Raw genomic sequence first — 24436 nt, forward strand, 5'->3', positions numbered from 1 at the left:
TCTTTTAAAAATTCTATCAATAATAATTATGAAATAACCAAAGCAACTTTAATGCCAAAATAGTATTTAACTTAGAGGAATAGTTAAAAATTATATAATAAGAGATTTTTTAAATCAGATATAAATTTCCTTCAACAATTCCCTATTCATTTGAATTTTTTTAAATAAAATAGACCATTAGATTTTTATAATTACATAATTTTACAATATCTACCTCTGTAAAATTCCCTTTATCAGCAAGTACTAAAAATAAATGTACCAAAAAGGTATGAAACCCATACTCAGAGGGTTTTGGTCAAATGTAGTGCATTATGTAATCCTCAGGCATCACTTTAACTCTATTCAGATTTTTAAGGTTCTCCCTGATATGAACATGCATAAGACGCTTTCACTTTGTCTCCCTCTTCTATTTTGTAGTCAACTAGCTTTAGCAGATTGGGTAGATGAATCAGTTAAAGCAGCCGAAGCGCATACCATCAAACTACGCCAGCATATTCACCAATATCCTGAACTGGGCAATATGGAATTTAAAACCTCGGAATTAATACAAAAAGAATTAAAGTCTTATGGCATTGAAGTACGTAAAGGTTATGCCAAAACAGGTGTGATCGGCGTTTTAAAAGGTTCAAAACCTGGCCCAGTCATGGCATTACGTGCAGATATGGATGCCTTGCCGATCCAGGAAATGGCAGCCGTACCTTTTGCCAGCAAGCAGAAAGGCATTTATCAAGGTAAGGAAACTTATGTGATGCATGCCTGCGGTCATGATGCGCATACTGCAATGCTACTAGGTGCCGCCAAAGTGCTCGCTGCCAATAAAGATAAGATTGCCGGAACCGTGGTATTTGTATTCCAGCCTGCTGAAGAAGGCGGTGCAGATATTGATAACTTTAGCCAAGGCGATCAGATCGGCTCACGTAAAATGCTTGCCGATGGTGCACTCAAGAATCCCCAGCCTGAAGTCATTTTTGGAATGCATGTGATGGCTGGTATGCCAAGCGGCAATATTTTCTATAAAGATGGTGCGATTCTCAATAGCGCGGATCATTTACGTATTCAGGTAGATGGCCATCAGGTACATGGTTCAATGCCTTGGGCAGGTCGTGATCCCATCTATGCTTCTGCACAAATGATTAATAATTTACAAAGTCTGGTAAGTCGTAAAGCTGATTTAACCAAAGGCATGGGCGTGGTCAGTATTGGAAGTATTCAGGGGGGTACCACAGGAAACGTAATTCCTAATCAGGTGAATATGGTCGGTACGATTCGTTCTAATAGTGAAGATGTCCGTCAAGGTATTTTAAAAGACTTGCCGAAAATGCTGGAACACAATGCCGCAGCCAATGATGTCAAAGTCAAAGTAGAAATTGCACCTTATGCACCTGTTACCACCAATGATAAAACCTTGACCGAGTTGATGCGCCCGACTCTGGCTAAAGTGAACGGTGAAAATAAACTGCATCTACTTGATAACAATGCCAGTGCCAGTGAAGACTTCGCGTATTATGGCAAGCTGATGCCATCGCTCTTTGTGTTCGTAGGTGCAACGCCAGCAGATCAGGATCCAGCCAAAGCAGCACCGAACCATAACCCGAATTTTATAGTCGATGATGCGACTTTAAAAACCGGCGTAGAAAGTCATATCCGCTTTATTCTGGATTATCCGAAAGTGGCTGATCAGGTACAAGCAAGCTGGAAACAAAATAACAAAAGCTGATTCTTAGTTCCTCAAGCATGAGTGACTGGTCTCATTCATGCTTTTACTTCGCCGTATTAATAAGCAATTGGCCGTTCCGTACTGGCTTAGCCCCTACTCCATCCAGATTTGACATCTTGTGCCATTGGTCTCAAAGCTCACAGTGCTAAACTTTGACGCGCTAAATTGCTTGACTTTTGGAATGAATAAGGCAAATTCTAAGCCTGCTCCAGCCTCTAAAAACAAGCAATAATTTCGTAAAATCTGCATGGAACAAAACTATGGCGAATCACTTTGAATTCAATATCCGCGTCTATATTGAAGATACTGATGCGGGTGGCATTGTCTACCACGCTAACCATATTCGCTATATGGAACGTACCCGTACTGAATGGTTACGTGCTTCCGGAGTGAGTCACTACTGGCATCAGTCCGACTACAACTTTGTTGTGCACAAAATTAACGTCAAATATATGCGCCCAATCCTCATGGATGACCTGATTACCGTGACTGCACGTGTCATTTCATGTAAAGCTTCATCATTTGTATTGCAACAAAATATTTATCGTGGTGAAATCATGCTTGCATCAGGTGAGGTTGAGTTGGCATGTATCAGTGCAGAGATGCGACCACGTCGACTCCCGGATGAAATCCGCGAACTAATTCAAAAAGAATTGGAACAAGACTAAAAAAATTTATTGGCACACGTAACAGCTATGGCAACTCAGTTAGAATCATCTCTTCAAGTCTCAGATCTTATTTTACAAGCAAGCCCTGTCGTACAACTGGTGATGCTTTCTCTCCTGTTAGCCTCGTTGTACAGCTGGTATCTGATTGCCAAGTTAACCATGAGCTATAAAAAGGCTCAGGCTGACGACGATCGTTTCCAGAAAATTTTCTGGTCAGGTGCCGAACTCAAGACGCTTTATAACAATGCCCAGCTCAATTCCAAACGTACTGGTCTGGAAGATATCTTCTATCAGGGTCTGGGCGAGTTCCTTAAACTCAAAAAACGCCATGCTCCAACTGCCCAGTCAATTGAAGGAACTGAACGTATTCTGCGTGTGGGTTTAAGTCGTGATCAGGGACATTTGGAACAAGGCTTGGGTGCGCTGGCCAGTATTGGTTCAGTCGCTCCTTATGTCGGTCTGTTTGGTACCGTCTGGGGCATCATGAATGCCTTTATTGGTCTGGCAGATGTCGATCAGGTTACTTTGGCCACTGTCGCACCTGGTATTGCAGAGGCCCTGATTGCAACGGCGATTGGTTTATTTGCTGCAATTCCTGCGGTTTTAGCCTTTAACCATTTCACATCTAAAGGTGAAGCACTGTACTCTGACCGTGCTCTGTTCGCTGAAGAAATGGTGGCACTACTGCAACGTCAATCTGTGGGCGCTACGCAGGACAATGACTAATGGCCATTCAACGTTCAGGACGCTTCGAGCGTATTAAAAAACCACTGAAAAGTGACATGAATGTAGTGCCTTACATCGATGTAATGCTGGTACTTCTGGTCATTTTCATGGTGACTGCCCCAATGATTACCAGTGGCATCAAGGTCGATTTGCCGCAGGCCAATGGCTTGCCAATCGAATCCAAAGATGCGCCTACTATTGTCACTTTAAAAGAAGATGGTACTTATTTTCTGGAATATAAAAATCAGACCACAGGTCCTGTCACCCTAGAGGCTTTGACGCAGACTTTGATAGAAGCGCAAAGCACTGCTGAAAGTGAAAACAAGATCCTAAATGTCGTGATCAATGGTCATACTACTCGCCCTTATGGCGATGTGATGGCCTTGATGTCAAGCCTGCAGGATGCCGGTTTATCCCAAGTGGGCTTACTAACCAAGCCATTAGAATAAAGTATGAAAAATTATCAGAAACCACCGTTTCAGAAGAAAGCAATTGCAATTGGGTTTACGCTAGGAATCCATGCAGTTGCTTTGGTGGGCCTGCTTTTTCTGGGCATGAGTAAGCCACCTGAACCGCCAAAACAGATTAAAACGGTCTTAATTAAACCTGAAGACCTCAAGCCAGTGACTCGTGAAGAAACCGAGTTTGAAGAAACTGCACATGAAAATATTGCAGAAGAAATTACCCAAACTGCTGAACCGAGTGTAGAGCCCGCGCCTGTGGTTCCAACGGCAGCTGCACCGGCACCTCCGGCACCGCAGCCTGCACCAGCACCCCCACAGATCGATATTCAAAAAGCTCAGCAAGAAGCAAAAGCAGCAGAGCTTGCTCAAGCCAAGGCTGCCCAACAAGCAGCCGAAGCTGCAAAACGTGCTGAAGCCGCCGAACAGGCAAAACAGGCTGCTGCCAAAGCCAAAGCAGAGGCTGCACAAAAATCTAAGGCTGAAGCTGAGGCAGCGCGTAAGGCCGAAGTAGAAGCACAGCGTAAAGCCGATGCTGCGCAAAAAGCCAAACTTGAAGCGCAGAAAAAGGCTGATTTAGCCGCCAAGCAAAAAGCCGAGGCAAAAGCCAAGGCAGATACCGAAGCTAAACGTAAAGCTGAAGCGGCAGCGAAGGCTAAAGCAGATGCCGAAGCTAAACGTAAAGCTGATGCCGCTGCAAAAGCTAAAGCAGAGGCTGAAGCTAAACGTAAAGCTGATGCGGCTGCGAAGGCCAAAGCGGATGCTGATGCCAAGCATAAAGCTGACGCTGCGGCAAAAGCCAAAGCAGAGGCTGAAGCTAAACGTAAAGCTGATGCGGCTGCGAAGGCTAAAGCAGATGCCGAAGCTAAACGTAAAGCTGATGCGGCTGCGAAGGCCAAAGCGGATGCTGATGCCAAGCATAAAGCTGATGCCGCTGCAAAAGCTAAAGCAGAGGCGGATGCTAAACATAAAGCTGACGCTGCGGCAAAGGCTAAAGCAGATGCAGATGCGAAAGCCAAGGCAGAAGCTGATGCCAAAGCCTCTGCAGCCAAACAGGCTGCTGAAGAAGCTGCACAGAAAAAAGCGGAATCTAAACGAATTGCCTCTACTGCAAAACGTGATTTCGAAAATAAAATCAGACGTGCATGGGATACCCCAGTGGGCTCTTCAGGCCAGAAAGCGACTGCTCGGGTCACTTTAAGCGATAGTGGTTCTGTGGTTTCTGTGGTGGTGAGTGCCAGTGATCCAGATATGAAAGCCAGTGTAGAAGCGGCAGTACGTGCTGCTGCACCTTATCCAATGCCTTCAGATCCGGATGCACGCCGTGAAGCACGAAGTTTTACTTCAACCTTTACAGCTCATTAATAAGAAACAGCCATAATAAAGAAAAAGTGTTATGGCTGTTTTTTTTGAGTTAAACTTCAATTGAAACAGATTAAATAATAATCACTCTCCATAGTGATATAACAGTTTGATGATAAATTCGTGGTCTATTTCGCATAAATCCATGCAATGATGTAGCCCAATCACTTATAAATAACTCCGTTGATTTGAGTAAATAACGAATGATGGAAAAGACACGCAAACACCTACTCTGCCTTGCAATCATGACCACTTTGGGTGCCGTCACTGCGACCCAGTCTCAGGCCCAACTGCATCTGGAAATTACCAAAGCTCCTGAAGCTGCCCCTAAAATTGCCATTGTGCCTTTTAGCCAGGATCAGAGTATTTATCCGGTGGTGGAAAATGACCTGAATCGTTCTGGAAAATTTGCCAGTGCCTCGAAGAATTTACCTGCTACAGCACAACTGAATTCGCCAAATGCTGAAGCATGGGCAGCTGCAGGCGTACCTTATGTGGTGACCGGTTCATCCAAAACCAATCCGGATGGTTCTTATAGCATTCAGTATCAATTGTATGATGTCGAAAAACGTCAATACTTATTGAATGAGTTGCTGACTGTTCCTGCATCACGTACCCGTCAGGCAGCCCATATGATCAGTGATGCCATCTATCAGGCATTAACTGGTATTCCGGGAGATTTCACTGGCCGTATTGCTTATGTCTTGCGTAACCCGGCAACGCCTGATCAGCGTTATACCTTGCAGATTGCCGATACGGATGGTGAACAGCCAAAGACCATTTTGACTTCACGTGATCCAATCCTGTCACCTGCCTGGACACCGGACGCGAAAAAAATTGCATATGTATCTTTTGAAACCAAACGTCCGGCCATTTATGTACAGGATCTGGCGACTGGTCAACGTGAAAAGCTGGCCAGCTTCCGTGGATTAAACGGTGCACCAAGCTTCTCTCCAGATGGCAAGAGCATGCTATTTACGGCGTCTATGCATGGTAACCCGGAAATCTATCAGATGAATCTGGAAACACGCCAGTTAAAACGCATGACCAACGATAGCGCAATTGATACAGAAGCACGTTATGCGCCGGATGGAAAATCATTTATCTTTACTTCAGATCGTGGTGGTTCTCCGCAGATTTACCGCTATGATTTTAATAATGAAAGTACCAAACGTCTGACTTTCCGTGGCACATTTAATGCCCGTGCAACCTTAAGTGCAGATGGTAAGAAACTTGCATTGGTTCATCGTCCAAGTGGCAGTAACTATAAAGTGGCTGTACAGGATATTAGCTCAGGTGTGACCAATATCCTGACGCCAACCAGCCTGGACGAATCACCTAGCTTCTCGCCAAATGGTCAGATGGTGGTCTATGCCACTCGCGAAGGTAACCGTGGATTGTTATCCATCATGTCTCTTGATGGTCGGTTCCGCATGAATTTACCAAGTGAAACAGGTGAAGTCCGCGAACCTGCTTGGGCACCAAAATAATAGTTCAATATTTACAAATGCTTTACCCCATAATCAACCTTCATGGAGATGAAGAATGAACAAAGTAAAATTATTTGCACTTCCTTTACTTGCAGCCGCAATCGTAATGACTGGTTGTGCCAGCCGTAAACCAGCAGCTGAAGTTCAAACTGGCAACCTAGATACGAGTGGCACCACCACTGTAAGCACTGAAGGTCTAAGTGAAGATGCAGCTTTAAGCGCTCAAAATATGGCTGGTGCATCTGCTAAAGGTGTAACTGCGGAAAATAAGGCTTATTTAGCTAAACGTGTAGTTCACTTTGACTATGACAGCAGTGAACTGAGCAATGACGATATCCGCACTCTGCAAGCACATGCCCAGTTCCTGATGGCAAATGCAAACTCTCGTGTAGCTCTGACAGGCCATACAGATGAACGTGGTACACGTGAATACAACATGGCGCTTGGTGAACGTCGTGCCAAAGCAGTAGAAAGTTTCCTGATCACCTCTGGTGTAAATGCAGGCCAACTTGAAGCAGTGAGCTATGGTAAAGAAATGCCAGTTAATCCTGGTCATGATGAAAGTGCATGGAAAGAAAACCGCCGTGTAGAAATCAACTACGAAGCTGTTCCACCACTACTAAAATAAGTGATCATTTAAATAATGCATCATTAATAAAAAAGCACTCAATTGAGTGCTTTTTTATTAGGAAGATATTTGAAAGATCAAAGAATAAAATTACTCTTTGCCTTCAACTTCTTCGGCAGTTTGCATGGATTCAATCATGTCGTGTTTATTGAATTTTTTATATTCAGGTTTTGCTTCGTAATCCTTCCACGCTTCTTTCATTTTGTCTTCAGAAATTTCATCGAGATTAATCGCTTCGCTCGGCGTTGGAGTCGCATCAAACTTTAATGTTGTCATCTCTGTGCTCCTATGATCATTTTTTCCTTTGATTCAACATAGCACTTTCCACAGGAGTTGCAAGGGCAAAATCACAACAAATAATTCAGTTTAATTGTCCTTTTCGAACGTTCTCATCTAAAATATAGCCGTATATCGTTTTGATCTTTTTCCCCGATTATAAGTCTTGGAGTTTTTCCCTTATGTCATACCGCACCTTATCCCAATTTCTACAACAACAAAACGGGAACCTCACACCTGAACTTGCACAAGTAATTGAAACAATTGGAAATACCTGCAAGCGTATTGACCAACTCCTGCAAAAAGGTGCTCTAGCGGGTGTATTAGGTAGTGCTCAGCATGAAAATGTTCAAGGCGAAGAGCAAAAGAAACTGGATGTGATTTCCAATGATTATCTGATTGATGCATTAAAAGTACATCCACATGTAGGCGGTTTAGCTTCTGAAGAACTGGATGAATTCACTTCAGCTCAGGAAAATGGTCAATATCTAGTATTGTTCGATCCACTTGATGGTTCAAGCAATATTGATATCAACATGTGTGTGGGTACCATTTTTTCGATTCTTCCTGCAAAAAATAGTGTAACCCAGGCAGAAGACTTCATGCAGGCTGGTGTCAATCAGGTTGCTGCTGGTTATGTCCTGTATGGCCCATCAACCATGATGGCACTTACTGTGGGTGCTGGTGTGGTATTCTTCACTTTCGATCCTGAAACTCAAGAGTTTCTGCTGACTTCTGAAGCGATTCAGGTGGCTGCTGATACTAAAGAATATGCAATCAATGCATCGAATCAGCGTCACTGGGAAGCGCCTGTACAGCGTTATATCGATGAATTGCTGGCAGGTAAAACAGGTCCTCGCGCCAAAGATTTCAATATGCGCTGGGTTGCTTGTATGGTCGGCGATATTCACCGTATTCTGTGCCGTAGCGGGATCTTCATGTACCCATACGACTTAAAAGACCCAACTAAAGCAGGTCGTTTACGTTTAATGTATGAAGCCAATCCAATGAGTATGCTAATTGAACAGGCTGGCGGTGCATCAACGACTGGTCGTGTCCGCATTCTTGAAATCGAACCTACAAATCTGCATCAACGTGTTCCTGTCATCATTGGCTCAAAAAATGAAGTTGAGCTTGTGACCAGCTACCACCACTAATTTTTAAACGGCAGTTGATCCTTGATTGACTGCCGTGGACTTTCTTCTTATGCCAACCATCTTCCTTGAATCCAAAGACAATCCTAAAATCAAAAACTTACGCGGTTTAATTGAACAGAATTCTTATCGAAAAAAACAAGGACAGACTGTGCTTGAAGGCACGCACCTGTGTCTTGCATGGTTACATGAAAACAAGAAAATCAATTCGATCTTCACGACTGAACATGCTTTAGAGCATCCTGATTTCGACATTATTTTAAACAAATATACTGGTGTGGTCTTTGTCATTGGTGAATCGCTTTATAAAGACCTGAGTACCTTAGGCACTTCAATTGCCTGTATGGCGATTGTGGATATTCCAAGCTCAAACCAGGCACTTGATTTTACGGCTGACACCCTGATCCTTGAAAATGTGCAGGATCCCGGCAATGTCGGTACCCTGCTACGTTCAGCAGCAGCTGCCGGTATTGATCAGGTCATTTGTACCAAGGGTTCAGCATCTCTTTGGTCACCACGGGTATTACGTGCAGGTATGGGCGCACATTTTTCTTTGCAAACTTTTGAAAATATTGCACTAGAAGACCTTTTACCGCAATTCAAGATTCCGGTATATGTCACCAGCTCACATCGTTCTAGCAGCCTGTATAGCAAGGACTTGCATAAAGCCTGCGTCTGGATTCTGGGCAATGAAGGCCAAGGTGTATCTGACTATGCCCTGCAACATGCCGAAGCGGTGACTATTCCACAGCCAGGTGGACAGGAATCCCTGAATGTTGCGATTGCAGGCTCTATCTGTTTCTTTGAGATGGTACGTCAACGTATCTAATACGGTATTTAGGTTACATTGTTTTAATTCCAGTCAGTGTATTTATAAAATAGATTACACTACAAAAATAATAAGTTTTATTGTCAACCAAATCGTTATTCCCAACGTTATATGCACATGAACTTGGGAATAATGGTGGGTATCCAATGACAGGATTTTCCATCTCTATGGATTTAGCACCGAAACCGTTGCAGTCAGAAGATGCGAGTATTCTAAAGAGTACGGCAGAGTCTCGCCTGAAAAATTTCATGCAGGACGTGACTGGGCGTGCTTTGGTGATGATGGAAAGTGCGACTCAAGGACAACATGGAATCGCAATGGATCTGGTTCAGGAAGCTTTTATTTCTTTGCATAAATCTTATGCAGAGAAAAGCACTGAAGAGTGGTATCCCCTGTTCTATACGATTCTGAATAACAAATTACAGGATTGGCGTCGTAAAGAAGCACGTCGCAACCAGCCATTTTCCTTTTTCAAAAAAGTCAGCTTCGATGACGACGAAGTCGAATTTGACAATCTGGTAGATGAATCTACGCCCTCACCTTTAGAATTTCTGGATCAGGCAGTAACTGCTGAAGAAATTCAGGAGGCGGTTGCCAAATTACCTGTGCGTCAGCAGCAAGCATTTATGCTCAGAGCCTGGGAAGGCTTTGATACTCAAACTACAGCGCAAATTATGAACTGTACAGAAGGCAGTGTGAAAACCCATTATCACCGTGCTATTCAAGGTCTACGTGCCTCTCTAGCACACTTAAATCCATATCTGGGAGGATCATCCGAATGAAGCAAGATGATTTCTTAAAGCAAGTAACTTCCAAACTTGATGGACTGGCACAGCACCACAAAGATAAACCGGTGGTGATGAATCATGTGCTGGAGCATATTCATGACGCACAACATTCACGCTTTGCATTTCTAAAAATGTCTGGCTTTGCTTTGGCTGCTGCGATTGCTGGCGTGGTAGTGCTACCGAATATTGTCAGCCATAACGAACCTCAGACTCAGGTAGTATCTACCCCCAAACTCTCCCCACAGATGCTTGAAGATCTGGAAATGTTAATGGTTTTAGGTGAGGACAAAGTTCCACATGGCAGCTAAAAGATTAGCAATTGCATTTTGTGCATTCAGCTTCCTGCAAACCAGCTTTGCGGGATTTGAACGTTTTTGGATTTTTTCCAAAGATGCCAATACGCAGGTCAATGAAACCTGGGATACTCTTTCTGATTCCGAACAACTGGCATTAATCAAACGTTATCAGTCCTTAAAAGAAATACCTGAACAGCAACGTATTAATTTACAGCAACGCATGGACTGGTTCACTCAGCTTCCTGAAGCTGAAAAGCAGCGTATGCGTGAAACCTGGCAAATGATGAGCAGTCAGGAACGTAAGGAGTTAGGTGCGCGGATGCAAAAAGCATCGCCAGAAGAACGACTGGCGATCCGTGAAGAATATATCCAGAAATACCAGCAACTCACTCAACCTAAAACTCATTGATTTTAGTTAAATAAAAAAGCCTCCATCTGGAGGCTTTTTTTCATACTGCAATTATTTTCTAACTCGGCGATATCCTGCCAGACCTAATAATCCGAACATTCCCCAAATTCCAAATGAACCACCACCACTTGATGATGTATTGGTATTTTTAGCCGTATTTTTTAAGTTAATTCTAGCTGTATCTGACATCAATTCATCTGCATCAAAAACATGATACTGCATATCATAATCTGACTGACTAAAAGTATTTTTCACACTAAAGGTCAATTTTCCACCATAACAGGTTTCACCTGCAAAATTCCCTGGACATGGTCCTTCTCGCTCTGCAGAAAGGCTTACTCCAGCAGGAAGCTTGACAATACGAATTGGAATCTCACGACCATCTTTATCACGATAGAAAGCAGCCTTGCCATTCATCCGTGGACCATCGCCATCATCACTGTCATTCTCTAAGGGATTCACAGTTACGGTCAGATTGTTTTCTGCGCTAATTCTATATTCGTCATTTTTTACAATCGGTTTAATATTTACAAATGCGCCCTGCAAAATACCTGTACTGCTGGCACCTGTCTGCTTGTCTTTAATTGTATAACGGCAATACTCCGTATCCGAGAGACTGGTTACTTTGCCATCAGTACGATACATCATGATACGGTTTAAATCAGGCTTCCATTCACATTTTAAATTTGGGTCATTAGGCGCACCTTGAACAATTAATGAACTGCCTAATCCAGATAAAGACCCTACACCTAAAGATTGCACTGTAATTTCATAATTTTGTGAATTTAATGCTTTAGCTTGTACTTGAGTAGTATTTAAAGTTTCTTGAGGCATGACCAAACTAAATGGATTAACGTATATGGCACGATATTTCTGGTATTGCTTGGTATATTTTAAAAGATCCTCATATTCTTTTAGCTCTTCCTTTAAGCCCTGTATTTCTTCAGGTTTTGTATTCTTATCTGCCAGAATAGAATTAATATCATCAATATTATCCTGATAATAATCCAGCAACTCAGTTAAAGAACTATTTTTTAGACCAGAAATATCCGCTGCAGTTAAGCGCCGGATTTCGACCGACCCAATTTCACAGGAATTTTTTGCGTCCGGATTAAATAACAATGTTGCCTTAGTCAACCGCTCAATTCCACGCTGATCAGTTTCTTCACAACTTTCTGTACCAATATTGACCAGATCCGTATTCGATTGTCGATCAATTGGATAATACATGCCTAAATAACGGTTGTTTATAGAAGGTTCGATATAAGCAGTTAATAGATCTGTGATCTTATTAGTAGATACATCAATATTCGTTGAAACACTGTTTTCAGCCAGTTCAGGCAACACACAGCGCGAGGAACCACTTGTATGGATCGCATTATAAGCAGTAAATAAATCTGCATCCTGTTCTTTACTTGGGTTTCCACCATTCAAGGCATATTCACAAGACAAGCCCTGGTTAAAGGCCAACACGTTATAAGCCAGACTCGAATTACCAGTATTGTCATAAAAGATGATAGAGCGAGCAGTATTTTCGACAATCGTGTTATTAATGGCACTAAAAGTGAAGAAAGAACTTAATGGACGGCTGATTTCATTGGCCATTCGGAAAATATGACCTGTGACACTGGTCGTATTTTTTGCAATTGTAGAGTTACTAATATCAGCTTTAGCATAACCACAAAAGTCCAGAATACTGGCCGTATCAGTAGAACCATTTTTGACAATGCTGCTTGCACTAATTTCTAGCTTGGTCTCTGTACTGCCCAAATTCCCCACACAATCCATGGCCAAAACACTGCCATATGTAGCTGCTTTATTCTGATGAATTAAGGAATCCTGAATCCTGATAATTTTTTCATTATTCATTGCCACTGCATAAATTGCTCCCCCTTCTGCAGCCGCTCGTGAATTTACAATTTCACTATTCACGAGGCTTAGAGGACCGGCGACATAAAATGTTCCACCATTACCTTTATCCAGACTAGTTTTTGCAGCATAACCATTTTTGAGGATGATACCATTTACCACCATGCTGGCTTGGCTAGCGACCGTATTAAATAAGCGGGTTTTCCCTTGGCCTGAAATGGTGGTTGTTAAAGCCTCACGTATTGGATATAAAAAGGTAATAGGACTTCTTTGAGTATAATTGAAGGGTGATTTTCCCAAAATATTGACATGGGATTCAACAATAATTTCACTATTGACTTTGTATTCCCCAGCTTCGAGTTGGATGACATCTGGAGCGGAACCGTCATTACGCAATGTACGGCCAACATTACACCCTCCATAGGATTTATCCAGCTTGGCTGTCTTAATGGCTTCACGCAGGGAACAGGCACTGGTATTTTCCCCATCCTCGTCAGCAAATGTAGTGACATATATGGTTTTATCTTCGGCTGCCATTAAACTCATGGCAGATAAAATCATGGCTGCAAGCAGTCCTTTTTTATAATTTTTCATGATTTTTCCTTAATCTTTTAATCTGCGACGTAGGCCGATCAACCCTATCAAGCCCATTAAGCCAGCGATCCCCCATGCCCCACCAGAGGTCTTCACAGACTTGTCTTTCATTTCATTTTTAGGTTCCTGTACAATCTGGGTACTTAAAACCAGATACGGTTTGGACTTATTAAATCGTGTAGATGAAGTAACTACCTGAATTTCAAAAATGTCAGCACCATGCCATTGTGAATCTGGGGTATAAACCACATTCCCATCAATATCAATGACTGTTTTGCCCTTGGAAACAGTTTTGGTTTGGATAACCTGTAAGCAGCCATCTTGCCAAGGCTCACCCTTTGGATTCTCTCCAATAATATTATTGCATTGTTCTTTAGGGATTAAATCACTATCTCCTAAAGCAGATTCAATTGAAAACTTTGCAGTCTCTCCTTTTAGAAGATCCTGCCCAACCAGACTGGTAGATGTTGGAACTGTAATTTCAATCGCACCACGATCACAAAATAAGTTATCCAGTAAACGGTCTACACCGCGTTGGTCTGCCGCCTCACAGCTTACTGAAGGATTGCTGCTATTGTAGCTAGTCCCTCTATTTACAATCGGTGAATCACTGACCTGATTATAATTCAACAGGATACGAGGACGTAGATAGCCCAAGAACTGATCTTTAGGAACGCTATAAGGACATAGAATAGCATCATTATTTTGTTTTAAATTTAGACAGACACCTTCACTTTGATCTGAAGCCTCTGCAAACAAGCGAGTACCTGTCCAGATCTGGTTTGGATACGCAGCATCACCTGTACCACAAGATGCTGTCACTAGATTATTGTGAATCGTACTTTTATCCGTAGTTTCAATCTGACAATCCTGCGCACCATTTCTTAAAATAATACTGTTCGCCACATAGGCTTTACCATTTGGGGCATTCATACGTAGTGCCGTACCCGTATTATCCACTATTGTCAGGTTATTGATTCCCACCCCATCAATCACATTGATCAGTGCTCCCTTATTTTTTAACAGGGTACTGCTTAGGACTTCAGCATTAATGGATTGAATATCGGCAGGATTATCGACTTGGCCCACTGTATAAATATTGGTAGCATTATTATTCAGCGTCTGGTTATTCTTTAAAACGCTTTGATAAACCAGAAAGTATGGAAGCTGGCTATAGAGTATGCCACCCTGTTGCGCCTGATTATTTTCAATCAGGCTGGTTTTTATTTCGACAAAAGCAATCAGATTCTGGCCAAATTTCCCCACATTATAAATGGCACCACCTTGACTCGCAGCCCCCTTATATAAGCGGCTGTAATCAATTATCAATTTTCCTTTATTATGAATTAGGCCACCTTGTTCGGCACAGCTACTTTTACCACAACCTTCAAGGTCGAGTTCTTTTAAATTGACTTGAATCAACTCTTCATCATTGCTAATACGGAAGAGATTATCTGTCCCTTTCATTTGAATATGAGCGTTATATAACCCCATTACCTTATCGGTACTACTAAATTCACCATCTACTTCTGCGATAGATTTAATCGTTACTGATTTCTTGATCGGGATATGCTTATTCAGTACATAGGTCGTTTTTTCTTTTAAGATAATGGTGCCAATAGCATTTTCGCCACCACAGCCCATATAACCTTCTTTAGCCAGGCCACGATTCACATATTCAACAGCTTCTCGAAGTGAACATTCCTTGTCATCTTTTTCAATATCTTCTGTGGTAGTTACAATAATTTCTGCACTATATGCCTGCCCCGCCATACATAGCAAAGCCATGCCTATGCTCTTCTTGAGCATACCCTTCTCCTTAATTTTTTTTTCTTTCTTTTTCTTCTAAAGTTGCATCTTCCTTGCAACAGCGAATTATTTTGCCTTACTTTCGCATAGACTGAGTAATTACTCAAGATGTTTTATAATTTAACGATATTCATCAATTAATGCATAAATCTGCCGCAGGTTAGCATTGCTGACTTTCAGCTTTTCGCCTTTAAGTAATTGAATAATCTGTTCTAATGTTTGCAAAAGTACGGAAGTTTGATGTGGTCCGTGATGCAGCAAATAATCAAAAATCTGTGGATCAAGATGAATACCACGTCGGTCCAATACCGAGGATACCAAGGCAAATCGGTCAGCATAAAGACTGCCATTTGGGACACGAACACTGACTGCCTGCGTGAGTCGGGACTGCAAATCAGGCAATTCAAGTTTTAATTCAATGGGCGCAAAACGGGAAGAAAATACCAGCTGACCACCGCCTTCATCATTATAATTAATCAAGTGAAAAACGGCGCGTTGCCAATGCGCAACCCCGCTAATGGCTTCAATATCATCCAGTGCGATCAGGTCAAACCGGTCCAGCGAAGTAATGGCTTCAGTAGGTGCATCCAGAAGTTCCAGCAAAGACACCTGTATAGCGGTCTTGCCGATTTCCAGATAAGAATCACAAATGGCAGAGAGTAAGTGACTTTTCCCTGTTCCAGCTCCGCCGTACACATAAAAGCGGCTGATTAGGCCTGCATGCAGCTGTCGGACTGCGTCAATTACATGACCCCATCCCGGGCCCGAAAAATCACTAATTCGAGCATCGAGTTGAGGTTCTATATCTAGCTGCAATTGACGCATATGATTCTGATGGCCTTATGAGTCTTTATGAAGAGGTACATCCATCTTACTTGATTTCTCTTCCTCTTGCAGTGGTTTTGCTTCTGACTTTTTCATTTCAATATCAACATCTAAGTCTGAAGTTTCTACGCTTATGGAACCTGTAGCCGGATCATTCATGACGACTGCCTGATTTCCATAAAATGATGTGCATTCATAATATTCACGTGCATGTCTCAGCAGAACCACAATTACCGCTGCAACTGGTAGAGCAATCAGCATTCCCAGGAAGCCAGCCAATTGTGCGCCCGCCAATACCGCAAAAACCACAGCAACTGGAGATAAACCTATTTTATCGCCGAGCAGGAATGGCTGTAATACATAGCCTTCTACTGCCTGGCCGACCATAAATACGACACCCACCAGAACCAGTTGCCACCAGTCAATCCCGAATTGCAGAAAGGTCGCAATGACAGCTGCAATAATCCCGACCGCAAATCCCAGATAAGGAATAATACTGGCCAGACCTGCCACCATGCCAATAATCAGACCAACTTCAAGACCAATCAATTGCAAACCAATCGCATAAACGATCCCCAGCAGAATCATCACCAGAAATTGTCCTTTCACAAAGGCCCCAAGTACACTGTGACATTCACCGACGATTCTTAATGTACTTTGTTCATAAGGACGTGGAATCAGGCGACGTAAGCTTTCCAGCATACGATCCCAATCCAGCAGGAAATAGAATGCAATAATTGGAATCAGGACAATCGTACCGCCAATCTGCAGAAAGTTAATTCCAGATTGTGCAAGGCGTAGCAGGAAGGCCTGAATGCTGTCGGCACTATAATTGGTTTGCACATAGTCCATGACCACATCAGAAATCTGTGTGGTATCAATTTCCATTTCAACGACATTGAAAGTATTCGACAGCCACGGCAAAAAGGTTGAATTAATCCAGCTAATGACCGCAGGTATATTGTCACGCGCATAAATCAGCTGCTGCCAGATCAGCGGCACCAGATACCAGATCGCCAGAATCATAACGATCCCGATTCCAGTAAAAACGATACTAATAGAGAGCCAACGTGGCAGACCGATATCGTGCAGTTTATCTACCAGCGGGCTGAACAGATAAGCCATTAAAAACGCTGCAACAAATGGAATTACAACGGGTTTTAGTAAATATAGAATCCACAACAACAAAGCTATCCCAGCTAGGATAAACACGCGACGCAATGTGCGATCTACCATAAAGTTTCGCCTTCTCTCTATTAATCTTTATAAAAAGTAAAATATTTTAATAAAGATAGCATTTTAGGGCATAAATACCATAAGAGTTTTGCATATTCAGGTTATAATCCCCCGCGCGAATGCGGAGACTTCATTATGAGCAACTCAACTTCTACCCCAAACACTGCTTTAAGCTACAAAGATGCAGGTGTCGATATTGAAGCGGGAGACGCGTTAGTCGACCGAATCAAGTCCGTCGCTAAGCGTACTAAACGTCCTGAAGTAATGGGCGGATTAGGCGGTTTCGGCGCCCTTTGTAAAATCCCTAAAGGTTATGAAGAACCTGTTCTCGTATCAGGCACAGATGGTGTTGGTACAAAATTACGTCTGGCACTGAATTTGAACCGTCATGACACCATTGGTCAAGATCTGGTTGCAATGTGTGTGAACGACCTTCTCGTTTGTGGTGCTGAACCACTCTTCTTCCTGGACTATTATGCGACTGGTCACCTAAATGTGGACGTGGCTGCAAATGTCGTAACAGGAATCGGTGCTGGCTGTGAACTTGCAGGCTGTGCACTGGTTGGTGGTGAAACTGCTGAAATGCCAGGCATGTATGAAGGTGAAGATTACGATCTTGCAGGCTTCTGTGTCGGTGTAGTTGAGCAAAGCAAAATTATTGATGGCTCTAAAGTAAAAGCGGGTGATGTACTTATTGGTGTTGCATCTTCGGGTGCACATTCAAACGGTTATTCTTTGCTTCGTAAAATTCTTGAAGTTAAAAATGTTGACCTGAATCAAATCGTTGATGGTCGTCCACTTGCTGACGTTGCAATGGAGCCAACACGCATTTATGTGAAATCGATTCTTGAATTGCTAAAACAGGTTGACGTACATGCAATGGCACACATCACTGGTGGCGGTTTACCAGGCAACCTGCCTCGCGTATTACCAAACGGTGCTCAAGCAGTCGTAAATGAATCTTCTTGGGAGTGGCCTGAGCTGTTCAAACTTCTTCAACGTGAAGGCGGTGTAGAGCAGTTCGAAATGTATCGTACCTTTAACTGTGGCGTAGGTATGGTTCTTGTTGTTGATGCAGCAGAAGCAGACAAAACTGTAGAGTTACTCAACGGTTTGGGCGAGAAAGCATGGGCAATGGGTCACATTGCAGATAATGCCGAGTCTGTAGAAGGCGCTGACGAAAAAATCCGTGTGATCTTCGCGTAATTTCGCATGATTAAAATTGCTGTACTTGTTTCAGGCAGTGGATCGAACCTGCAAGCCCTCATTGATGCCAATCTGTCAGGAGAAATTGTCGGGGTGCTTTCCAACAAGCCTGAAGCATTTGCTTTAGAGCGCGCTCATAAAGCAGGAATTCCGACTGCAGTCATTGAACATAAGCAGTATCCAAGCCGGGAAGCTTTTGATGATGTCATGCATCAGCAGCTTCTGGACTGGGATGTTGATCTAGTGGTACTTGCGGGCTTTATGCGAATTTTAGGTGAAAAATTTGTGAAAGCCTGGGAAGGAAAAATGCTGAATATTCACCCTTCCCTTTTGCCATATTACAAAGGCATGCATACCCATCAGCGCGTCCTGAATACCGGTGATGTTCTGCATGGTTGTACAGTGCATTATGTCACTCCCGAACTGGATGCTGGGCAAGCCTTAGCACAGGGTGTGTTAAAAATATCGCATCAAGATACGACTTACACTTTAGCTCAGCGTGTACATGTACTGGAACATCTGATTTACCCACAAGTGGTAGAATGGATCTGTAATGGGACAATTCAGCATACTGAACAAGGTGTGTTGTACCGTAATGCAAAAATGCAGGAACCCGTTCAATTCTGCAAATTCTAAAAGTCCAAATATAAAAAACGCATCCTCGGATGCGTTTTTTTATTTCTTTAGATGAGATGAACTTTAAGCAGACTGTTGCTGAATCAGTTGTTTGACCAGACTTGCGACTTGCTCAGGCTGCTCTAATGGGAACATATGCCCACCATCTACCACTGTAAATGGAATGCCAAATTTCTTTTGCACTTGCTGCGGAAATCTGCGCGCCAAAAATGGACCTTTCTTGGCAACCACCAGATGCACTGGTACTTTTGGTTTTGCCTGAGGTAACCACCATAGCGATGGATTAGTTCTAAAGATATTTACTTCATCCATTTTAGGAATGGTGAGTTCAACTCCACCTCGAACCGGATCATCCTTTAAGGCATAGTCAATATAAGCCTGGAAGCAATCTGCATCAAAATCCTGATAAAAGCCTTTTGGACGTAACAGTTCAGCTGCCTGTTCCCGAGACTCCCAATGATCACGACGGCGTTTCGACAAACCTGCAGGTGACATCTGGTCCAGTGCTTTTAAGCGGAAAGTTTTTGCAATATACAACGCCAAGGCTTCTTTGCCCATGATCATCGGTGGATCAAGCATAATCATTTGCGAAAAAAGTTCCGGACGCTGTAAGGAGGCCTGAAAGCTCAGGACTGAACCTAATGAATGCCCCAAACCAATCACTGGACGTCCATGAGACTGGCGCACGATACTGTCAATCACCTGCTGAGTCAGACTTTTCCAATGATTATCAATTGGATAACGCTTATCAGGCCCTAATAGCGGCACATAGATAATATCGTAATCATCTTGCAGTCCTTCAAACAGCTTTTGATAGACTTTAGATGGCACGCCATTGGCGTGCGCAAAATGAATCAATGGTTTCATTGTAATGTCGTTTTATTTTCTGACTGAAGTTTCTGTGCCACTGAAGTTGCAATTCCTTCACCAATCGATGAACCCATACGACCTAGTACTGACTCAAATGGACTATATTCAATGGTGTAATTAAGTGCTTTTTCAGTTTTTAGTTCACGTTTCAAAGTATTTAAACTGCCAATACGGTCTGCAATACCCAATTTTACCGCCTGTTCACCAGTCCAGAACAGACCTGAGAAAATAGCAGGATCAGTCGATTTCAATTTTGCTCCACGCCCCTGCTTTACAGCATTAATAAAGTGATCATGCACATTATCCAGCACACCTTGTACATGCGCTTTTTGCACAGGATCAACTGGCTGTGTCATTGACAGCAAAGCTTTATTTTCACCTGAAGTCATGGTGCGGTCTTCAACTCCAAGTTTTTGCAGCAGGTTATTCACACCATAGTTCGGCATGATCACACCGATTGAACCGACCAGACTCGATGGATTGACAATGATTTCATCTGCAGCAGATGCAATATAGTAAGCACCAGAAGCCCCGGTATCACCAATCACGGCATAGAGTTTTTTCTCAGGATGCTGTTTTTTCAGATACTGGATTTCCTGCCAGATTTCATCTGACTGGACTGGTGAACCACCCGGTGAATTAATATTTAAAACAACAGCCTTACTTTGCTTGTTTTCAAAGGCTTTTTTGAGTGATTTGATGGTATTGCTACTGTTTACGCTTTGCTTGTCTGCGGCAATCGTACCAATAATATCAACCACAGCAATGTGTGCACCTGCGCCTGCACTCGGATCAGAAGCACTCATGCTACAGCCTTTACCCAGCGCAAGAATGATAACCAGCAGATAAGCAAAGGTTAGAAATTTAAAGAAGATCCCCCAGCGACGTGCCCGTCGTTGCTCTTCTACTGAAGCTAAAACTGCTTTTTCCAGCAGTTTCCATTCTGGGCCAGTCGGTTGAACTGGTTGTTGCGTATTTTGTATTTGATTTTCAGGTTTTGGTGGCCAATCGGACATAAATAATCCAATAAATTAATTTATATTGAACCCATTATATACACCGAAAAGGGTAATTCTGTCTAAAGAAACCGTTTTCGCCTATAATAAATGCTATTCTTTTTTATTTTATCAATATTACAACTCAATGACTGAACGCAGCTCAAAGAATTCAGCTTACGGTTTACTCAAATATATTAGCCGCCAACCGCTTTCAGTTTCCCGATGGATTGCGCGTATTCTTGCCTTAATCATTAATATTTTTAAAGTTTCTAAAACTTCTGATGTAATTCGCCTGAACCTTGAGATCAGTTTGTCTGAACTGTCGACACAGGAAAGAGAACGGATTACCCGTGCTGCGATTCGCAATGAACTGATGTCTTATTTTGAATTTTTTAGTATTTGGGGCTCTACTAATCAGAAAAATATTGAGAGAGTGCATAAAGTTATAGGCGAAGATTTACTGCATGATGCCTTGGCACAAAATAAAGGTCTGGTATTGATTGTGCCGCACTTTGGCACTTGGGAAATCATGAATGCCTATATTGCACAATTCACTTCAATGACCATCATGTATAAGCCTGTAAAAAATCAGGCAGCGGATCAGTTTGTACGTGCAGCTCGTAGCCGCGAACAGGCCAATCTGGTGCCGACAGATGAGTCTGGTGTACGACAGATTTTCAGGGCATTGAAGCAAGGTGGCACTACTGTCATTCTGCCGGATCATACACCCAACGTTGGCGGTGAATATATTCCTTACTTTGGTGTTCCTCTAGCTACCAGTAATCTGAGCGCCAAGCTAATCCAGAAAACTAAAGCTCGTGCCCTGTTCCTTTATGCCCTGCGTAATGAGGATGCTGGCTTTGATATTCATATCGAGGCCATAGATGAAAAAATTTATCAGGGAGATGTCAATCAGGGTACAGGTATCATCATCAACACGATTGAAAACCTGATTCAGCGTCATCCTGAACATTATCACTGGAGCTATAAACGCTTTAGAGCTCACGAAGATTTGGGAAATATTTATAAACTTGATCATGACCAAGCTTTGTCCAAAGTGAACCAGTTAAGAACTTCTAACCCGGCTCCTATTGAACCATCTTTAGAATCAGTCATTTAGATTTTTTTTGTAACCACTTCCAGCGACTTCTTTCAGTTTCTAGAATGATTTGAGTTCCTTGCTGAGAGAAATGCAGGCTGCCATGCTCTGCTGTAGTCAATAAAGGAATTTCCAATTCTTTGAGCCGCTGCTGGGTCAACTGACTTGGATGCCCGTAACGGTTAAATCTTCCTGCAGACGCAATCGCCAGTTTAGGACGATAATGCTGCAAGAATTGATAAGCTGAACTGTGCTGACTGCCATGATGGCCTAAGACCAAGACATCCACTTTTAAATCAGGATAATCTTTGAGTAACTGATATTCAGTCTGCCAACCTGCATCTCCCATCAGCAGAAAATTCTGATACGGCCAGACATTTTTGAGCTGCAAATACACCACGCAAGACAGGTCATTTTTATTGAAATTAGTGGCATTTAATTGTTCTAGTTTTGGTGCAATGACCTTAATCTGCAGATCATTCTGCCATTGCCACTGCTGTCCCTGATAACATAATTGAAAGTTTGAAGAGGCTGCAGTTTCGGTCACTTCATTGACATAGATATTCTGAATCTTGAGCTGGTCTTTAATGCTGTGATAAGCACCACTATGGTCCTGATCCAGATGCGTTAAAATCAGTTGATCCAGTTGAGAAACACCCTGTACCGACAGAAATGGCATGATTACCTGCTTTCCAATACTAAATTTTTCCTCATCATAATAACCGCCCATATCGATCATCATGTTATAGGCTCCATGACGGAGGAATATCGCCTGCCCTTGCCCAACGTCCAGCACCGAAAGCTGAAATGGTGGATGATAGAATTGAGGAATACAAATTGGTACTACCGCCACAGCCATCCAGGATTTTGGCAATACTCCATGTGGTAAGAATAAAATCAGCAAAGACAGGATAGATAGTCCAATCATCCAGAGATTCATCGCAACTGGAATTAACTGCGGTTTAAACCAGTGATCTAGCAGGTTTAAGAATCCCAACAGGATATTCAGCAACAGATCATTAAGCTGAAATAGCATGCTTGACACCGGTTCAGCGATAAAAAATATCATCGCTGCCAGAATATCGATCGGTACAATCAGCAGACCGATCCAAGGGATTGCGACCAGATTGCTGAACGGCGTGATCCAAGCAATCTGCTTAAAAAACAGCATCATTAAAGGAAATAAAGCGAGAAAGATTTTCCACTGTGATTCCACCAGCACTTTAGCTGCAAAATACAGTTTTTGTATTGCTGTCTGATTTTGCTCGGATGGTCGCTGTTGAATGGTCTGATAAATTCTGAGCAATACAAAACAGGCCCCATAGGACAGCCAGAAAGCCGCGGACAAGATACTAAAGGGATCAATGAATAACAGTAAGGCAGCGCTCAGAATCAGAAGTTTTAAAGCCTGCAGATTTTGTCGGAGCAGCATGAGAAGAACGCCAATCATACAGATCAGCAGAGTGCGGATTGCCGGGATTTCAAAACCCACAAAGGCACAGTACAGCACCACACAAAACAGAAACGGCAAAGCCAGAAAATACTGGCGTGGCCATCTTAGATAAAGCTGAGGCATACTTCGAGCAATGAATAATCGAAGTACGGAGCAGACCATCAGGGCAAAGATCAGCACATGTGGGCCAGAAATCGCGAGCAAGTGACTCATCCCCATACGTCGAAATTGCTGCTCAGTTGCAGGATTTAAAAGGCTTTCATCTCCGGTGAGCAAAGCCAGAAGCAGACCTTTATTTTGTACAGGTTGCTTTGCTATGAACTCTCTTAATTGCAGCCGTTTTTGTTCTACCCAAAGTAGAAATTGCTGAGTTAAAGCTCTTTGCTCTCGAATATACTGACTATGCCCCAGTGTAGAAACAGTAGCTGAATCAAGTTGCTCTATCTGCTTGATCCGGAAACCGGCCATCACATTCTGTTGCAGTGCCCATTTTTCAGCATCAAAAGCATCGGGCGTTGCATAACTGTGATTAGGACGTACCTGACCTTGCAGCCGGTAATACTGACCCAGTTCAAGCGTATTTAAATTTTCATGATTCGCTGATAGTTGTGAAGTATTCGGATGTTTTACAGATAGAAAACCCATCCAGGTTACCGTGCGTCCATCATGGTTTAATACTTCCAAAGGCTGCTGTATAGATTGATCACCGAGTTTATTCAAGCGTTTGACATAAACGATAATGTCTTTTTGCTGTACTTCATGCTCGACATTTAATAGCCGTTGGCTGAGCTGTTGATTGGCATAACCATGTCCCAGAAATATCCCGATTAGAATGCAGGTGCCTACCAGCAATCCTTTATGTAAGGGCTTTTTCAGAATCGCATTACATTTAAAACCACACAGATAGCAAAGTACTGTGAGAAATATGACTGTTATTGGATTTAAATGAATATTGAGGAAATTTTTTCCCATACAGGCCAGACCTAAAATCCAGCCCAGACACAGCCATTGCAACATGAAAATTTTCTTTTTTATTA

23 protein-coding genes are annotated in these 24436 nt (G+C 42.7%); 15 read left to right on the plus strand and 8 right to left on the minus strand.

All coding sequences use genetic code 11. The features are described from left to right. The first annotated feature begins 367 nt into the window (after nucleotides 1-367). The 7 genes from ACEWB7_RS00570 to pal all read left to right on the plus strand — a co-directional run bounded on the left by ACEWB7_RS00570 (nucleotide 368) and on the right by pal (nucleotide 7052). Nucleotides 368-1717, plus strand: a complete 1350-nt coding sequence (locus ACEWB7_RS00570; RefSeq protein WP_411580330.1) for an amidohydrolase — start codon at nucleotides 368-370, stop codon at nucleotides 1715-1717. 260 nt (nucleotides 1718-1977) lie between these two features. After that, nucleotides 1978-2385 (plus strand): tol-pal system-associated acyl-CoA thioesterase, encoded by a 408-nt coding sequence (ybgC, locus tag ACEWB7_RS00575; RefSeq protein WP_034702794.1) that lies wholly within the window; start codon nucleotides 1978-1980, stop codon nucleotides 2383-2385. Between the two features lie 27 nt (nucleotides 2386-2412). Next, nucleotides 2413-3111 carry a protein TolQ gene (gene tolQ / locus ACEWB7_RS00580; RefSeq protein WP_034170924.1) on the plus strand — a complete coding sequence of 233 codons (699 nt, stop codon included), beginning with the start codon at nucleotides 2413-2415 and terminating at the stop codon, nucleotides 3109-3111. Further along, nucleotides 3111-3560, plus strand: coding sequence for a protein TolR (tolR, locus tag ACEWB7_RS00585; RefSeq protein WP_034170925.1), 450 nt, complete (start codon nucleotides 3111-3113; stop codon nucleotides 3558-3560). Before tolQ ends, tolR begins: the two co-directional genes overlap by 1 nt. Before the next feature lie 3 nt (nucleotides 3561-3563). Then, nucleotides 3564-4937, plus strand: coding sequence for a cell envelope integrity protein TolA (gene tolA, locus ACEWB7_RS00590; RefSeq protein WP_175967937.1), 1374 nt, complete (start codon nucleotides 3564-3566; stop codon nucleotides 4935-4937). Between the two features lie 203 nt (nucleotides 4938-5140). Next, entirely contained in the window at nucleotides 5141-6424 is a 1284-nt protein-coding gene (gene tolB / locus ACEWB7_RS00595; protein WP_411580355.1) for a Tol-Pal system beta propeller repeat protein TolB, read from the plus strand. Between the two features lie 55 nt (nucleotides 6425-6479). Next, nucleotides 6480-7052, plus strand: coding sequence for a peptidoglycan-associated lipoprotein Pal (pal, locus tag ACEWB7_RS00600; RefSeq protein WP_034702801.1), 573 nt, complete (start codon nucleotides 6480-6482; stop codon nucleotides 7050-7052). A gap of 90 nt (nucleotides 7053-7142) precedes the next feature. Here the strand turns inward: pal and ACEWB7_RS00605 are convergent, their stop codons facing one another. Further along, on the minus strand, nucleotides 7143-7328 hold the full coding sequence (locus ACEWB7_RS00605) for an NF038105 family protein (RefSeq protein ID WP_004784609.1): 186 nt from the start codon (nucleotides 7326-7328) through the stop codon (nucleotides 7143-7145). 182 nt (nucleotides 7329-7510) lie between these two features. Here ACEWB7_RS00605 and ACEWB7_RS00610 point away from each other — a divergent pair, with 182 nt between their 5' ends. The 5 genes from ACEWB7_RS00610 to ACEWB7_RS00630 all read left to right on the plus strand — a co-directional run bounded on the left by ACEWB7_RS00610 (nucleotide 7511) and on the right by ACEWB7_RS00630 (nucleotide 10804). After that, nucleotides 7511-8485: a class 1 fructose-bisphosphatase gene (locus ACEWB7_RS00610; RefSeq protein WP_175967939.1), complete on the plus strand. Its 975-nt coding sequence runs from the start codon at nucleotides 7511-7513 to the stop codon at nucleotides 8483-8485. Between the two features lie 49 nt (nucleotides 8486-8534). Continuing rightward, nucleotides 8535-9311, plus strand: coding sequence for a TrmH family RNA methyltransferase (locus ACEWB7_RS00615; protein ID WP_034170929.1), 777 nt, complete (start codon nucleotides 8535-8537; stop codon nucleotides 9309-9311). Nucleotides 9312-9478: 167 nt separating this feature from the next. Continuing rightward, nucleotides 9479-10093 (plus strand): RNA polymerase sigma factor, encoded by a 615-nt coding sequence (locus ACEWB7_RS00620; RefSeq protein ID WP_411580356.1) that lies wholly within the window; start codon nucleotides 9479-9481, stop codon nucleotides 10091-10093. Continuing rightward, nucleotides 10090-10407 (plus strand): hypothetical protein, encoded by a 318-nt coding sequence (locus ACEWB7_RS00625; protein ID WP_034702803.1) that lies wholly within the window; start codon nucleotides 10090-10092, stop codon nucleotides 10405-10407. Before ACEWB7_RS00620 ends, ACEWB7_RS00625 begins: the two co-directional genes overlap by 4 nt. Further along, complete coding sequence (locus ACEWB7_RS00630) at nucleotides 10397-10804, plus strand: DUF3106 domain-containing protein (RefSeq protein ID WP_175967941.1); 408 nt, start codon at nucleotides 10397-10399, stop codon at nucleotides 10802-10804. Before ACEWB7_RS00625 ends, ACEWB7_RS00630 begins: the two co-directional genes overlap by 11 nt. Nucleotides 10805-10855: 51 nt before the next feature. On the opposite strand, the gene ACEWB7_RS00635 is transcribed toward ACEWB7_RS00630, so the two are convergent. From ACEWB7_RS00635 to cxpE, 4 genes are all read right to left on the minus strand, one after another. Beyond that, nucleotides 10856-13267 (minus strand): CSLREA domain-containing protein, encoded by a 2412-nt coding sequence (locus ACEWB7_RS00635; RefSeq protein WP_175967943.1) that lies wholly within the window; start codon nucleotides 13265-13267, stop codon nucleotides 10856-10858. 9 nt (nucleotides 13268-13276) lie between these two features. Further along, nucleotides 13277-15076: a rhombotarget A gene (rbtA, locus tag ACEWB7_RS00640; RefSeq protein ID WP_034702809.1), complete on the minus strand. Its 1800-nt coding sequence runs from the start codon at nucleotides 15074-15076 to the stop codon at nucleotides 13277-13279. A 120-nt stretch (nucleotides 15077-15196) separates the two neighbouring features. Further along, entirely contained in the window at nucleotides 15197-15901 is a 705-nt protein-coding gene (gene hda / locus ACEWB7_RS00645; protein WP_034702811.1) for a DnaA regulatory inactivator Hda, read from the minus strand. Between the two features lie 15 nt (nucleotides 15902-15916). Continuing rightward, complete coding sequence (gene cxpE, locus ACEWB7_RS00650) at nucleotides 15917-17137, minus strand: chloramphenicol efflux transporter CxpE (protein WP_034702815.1); 1221 nt, start codon at nucleotides 17135-17137, stop codon at nucleotides 15917-15919. Between the two features lie 135 nt (nucleotides 17138-17272). On the opposite strand from cxpE, the gene purM reads away from it, so the two are divergent. Together purM and purN are read left to right on the plus strand one after the other, a co-directional pair. Continuing rightward, a complete protein-coding gene (gene purM / locus ACEWB7_RS00655) occupies nucleotides 17273-18343 on the plus strand; it encodes a phosphoribosylformylglycinamidine cyclo-ligase (protein ID WP_034702818.1) in 1071 nt (356 codons plus the stop codon). A gap of 6 nt (nucleotides 18344-18349) precedes the next feature. Beyond that, nucleotides 18350-18979, plus strand: coding sequence for a phosphoribosylglycinamide formyltransferase (gene purN, locus ACEWB7_RS00660; protein WP_411580331.1), 630 nt, complete (start codon nucleotides 18350-18352; stop codon nucleotides 18977-18979). 63 nt (nucleotides 18980-19042) lie between these two features. Here purN and ACEWB7_RS00665 read toward each other — a convergent pair whose 3' ends face one another. Together ACEWB7_RS00665 and sppA are read right to left on the minus strand one after the other, a co-directional pair. Further along, complete coding sequence (locus ACEWB7_RS00665) at nucleotides 19043-19846, minus strand: alpha/beta fold hydrolase (protein ID WP_034702822.1); 804 nt, start codon at nucleotides 19844-19846, stop codon at nucleotides 19043-19045. Beyond that, nucleotides 19843-20865: a signal peptide peptidase SppA gene (gene sppA, locus ACEWB7_RS00670; RefSeq protein ID WP_034702824.1), complete on the minus strand. Its 1023-nt coding sequence runs from the start codon at nucleotides 20863-20865 to the stop codon at nucleotides 19843-19845. Before sppA ends, ACEWB7_RS00665 begins: the two co-directional genes overlap by 4 nt. A 127-nt stretch (nucleotides 20866-20992) precedes the next feature. Here sppA and ACEWB7_RS00675 point away from each other — a divergent pair, with 127 nt between their 5' ends. Then, complete coding sequence (locus ACEWB7_RS00675) at nucleotides 20993-21967, plus strand: lysophospholipid acyltransferase family protein (protein ID WP_214002031.1); 975 nt, start codon at nucleotides 20993-20995, stop codon at nucleotides 21965-21967. Here the strand turns inward: ACEWB7_RS00675 and ACEWB7_RS00680 are convergent. After that, nucleotides 21960-24416, minus strand: a complete 2457-nt coding sequence (locus tag ACEWB7_RS00680; protein WP_411580333.1) for a DNA internalization-related competence protein ComEC/Rec2 — start codon at nucleotides 24414-24416, stop codon at nucleotides 21960-21962. The genes ACEWB7_RS00675 and ACEWB7_RS00680 overlap by 8 nt on opposite strands. Between the last annotated feature and the right edge of the window lie 20 nt (nucleotides 24417-24436).

The organism is Acinetobacter sp. NIOH-H-8 (assembly GCF_046635365.1).
Classification (GTDB): Bacteria; Pseudomonadota; Gammaproteobacteria; order Pseudomonadales; family Moraxellaceae; genus Acinetobacter.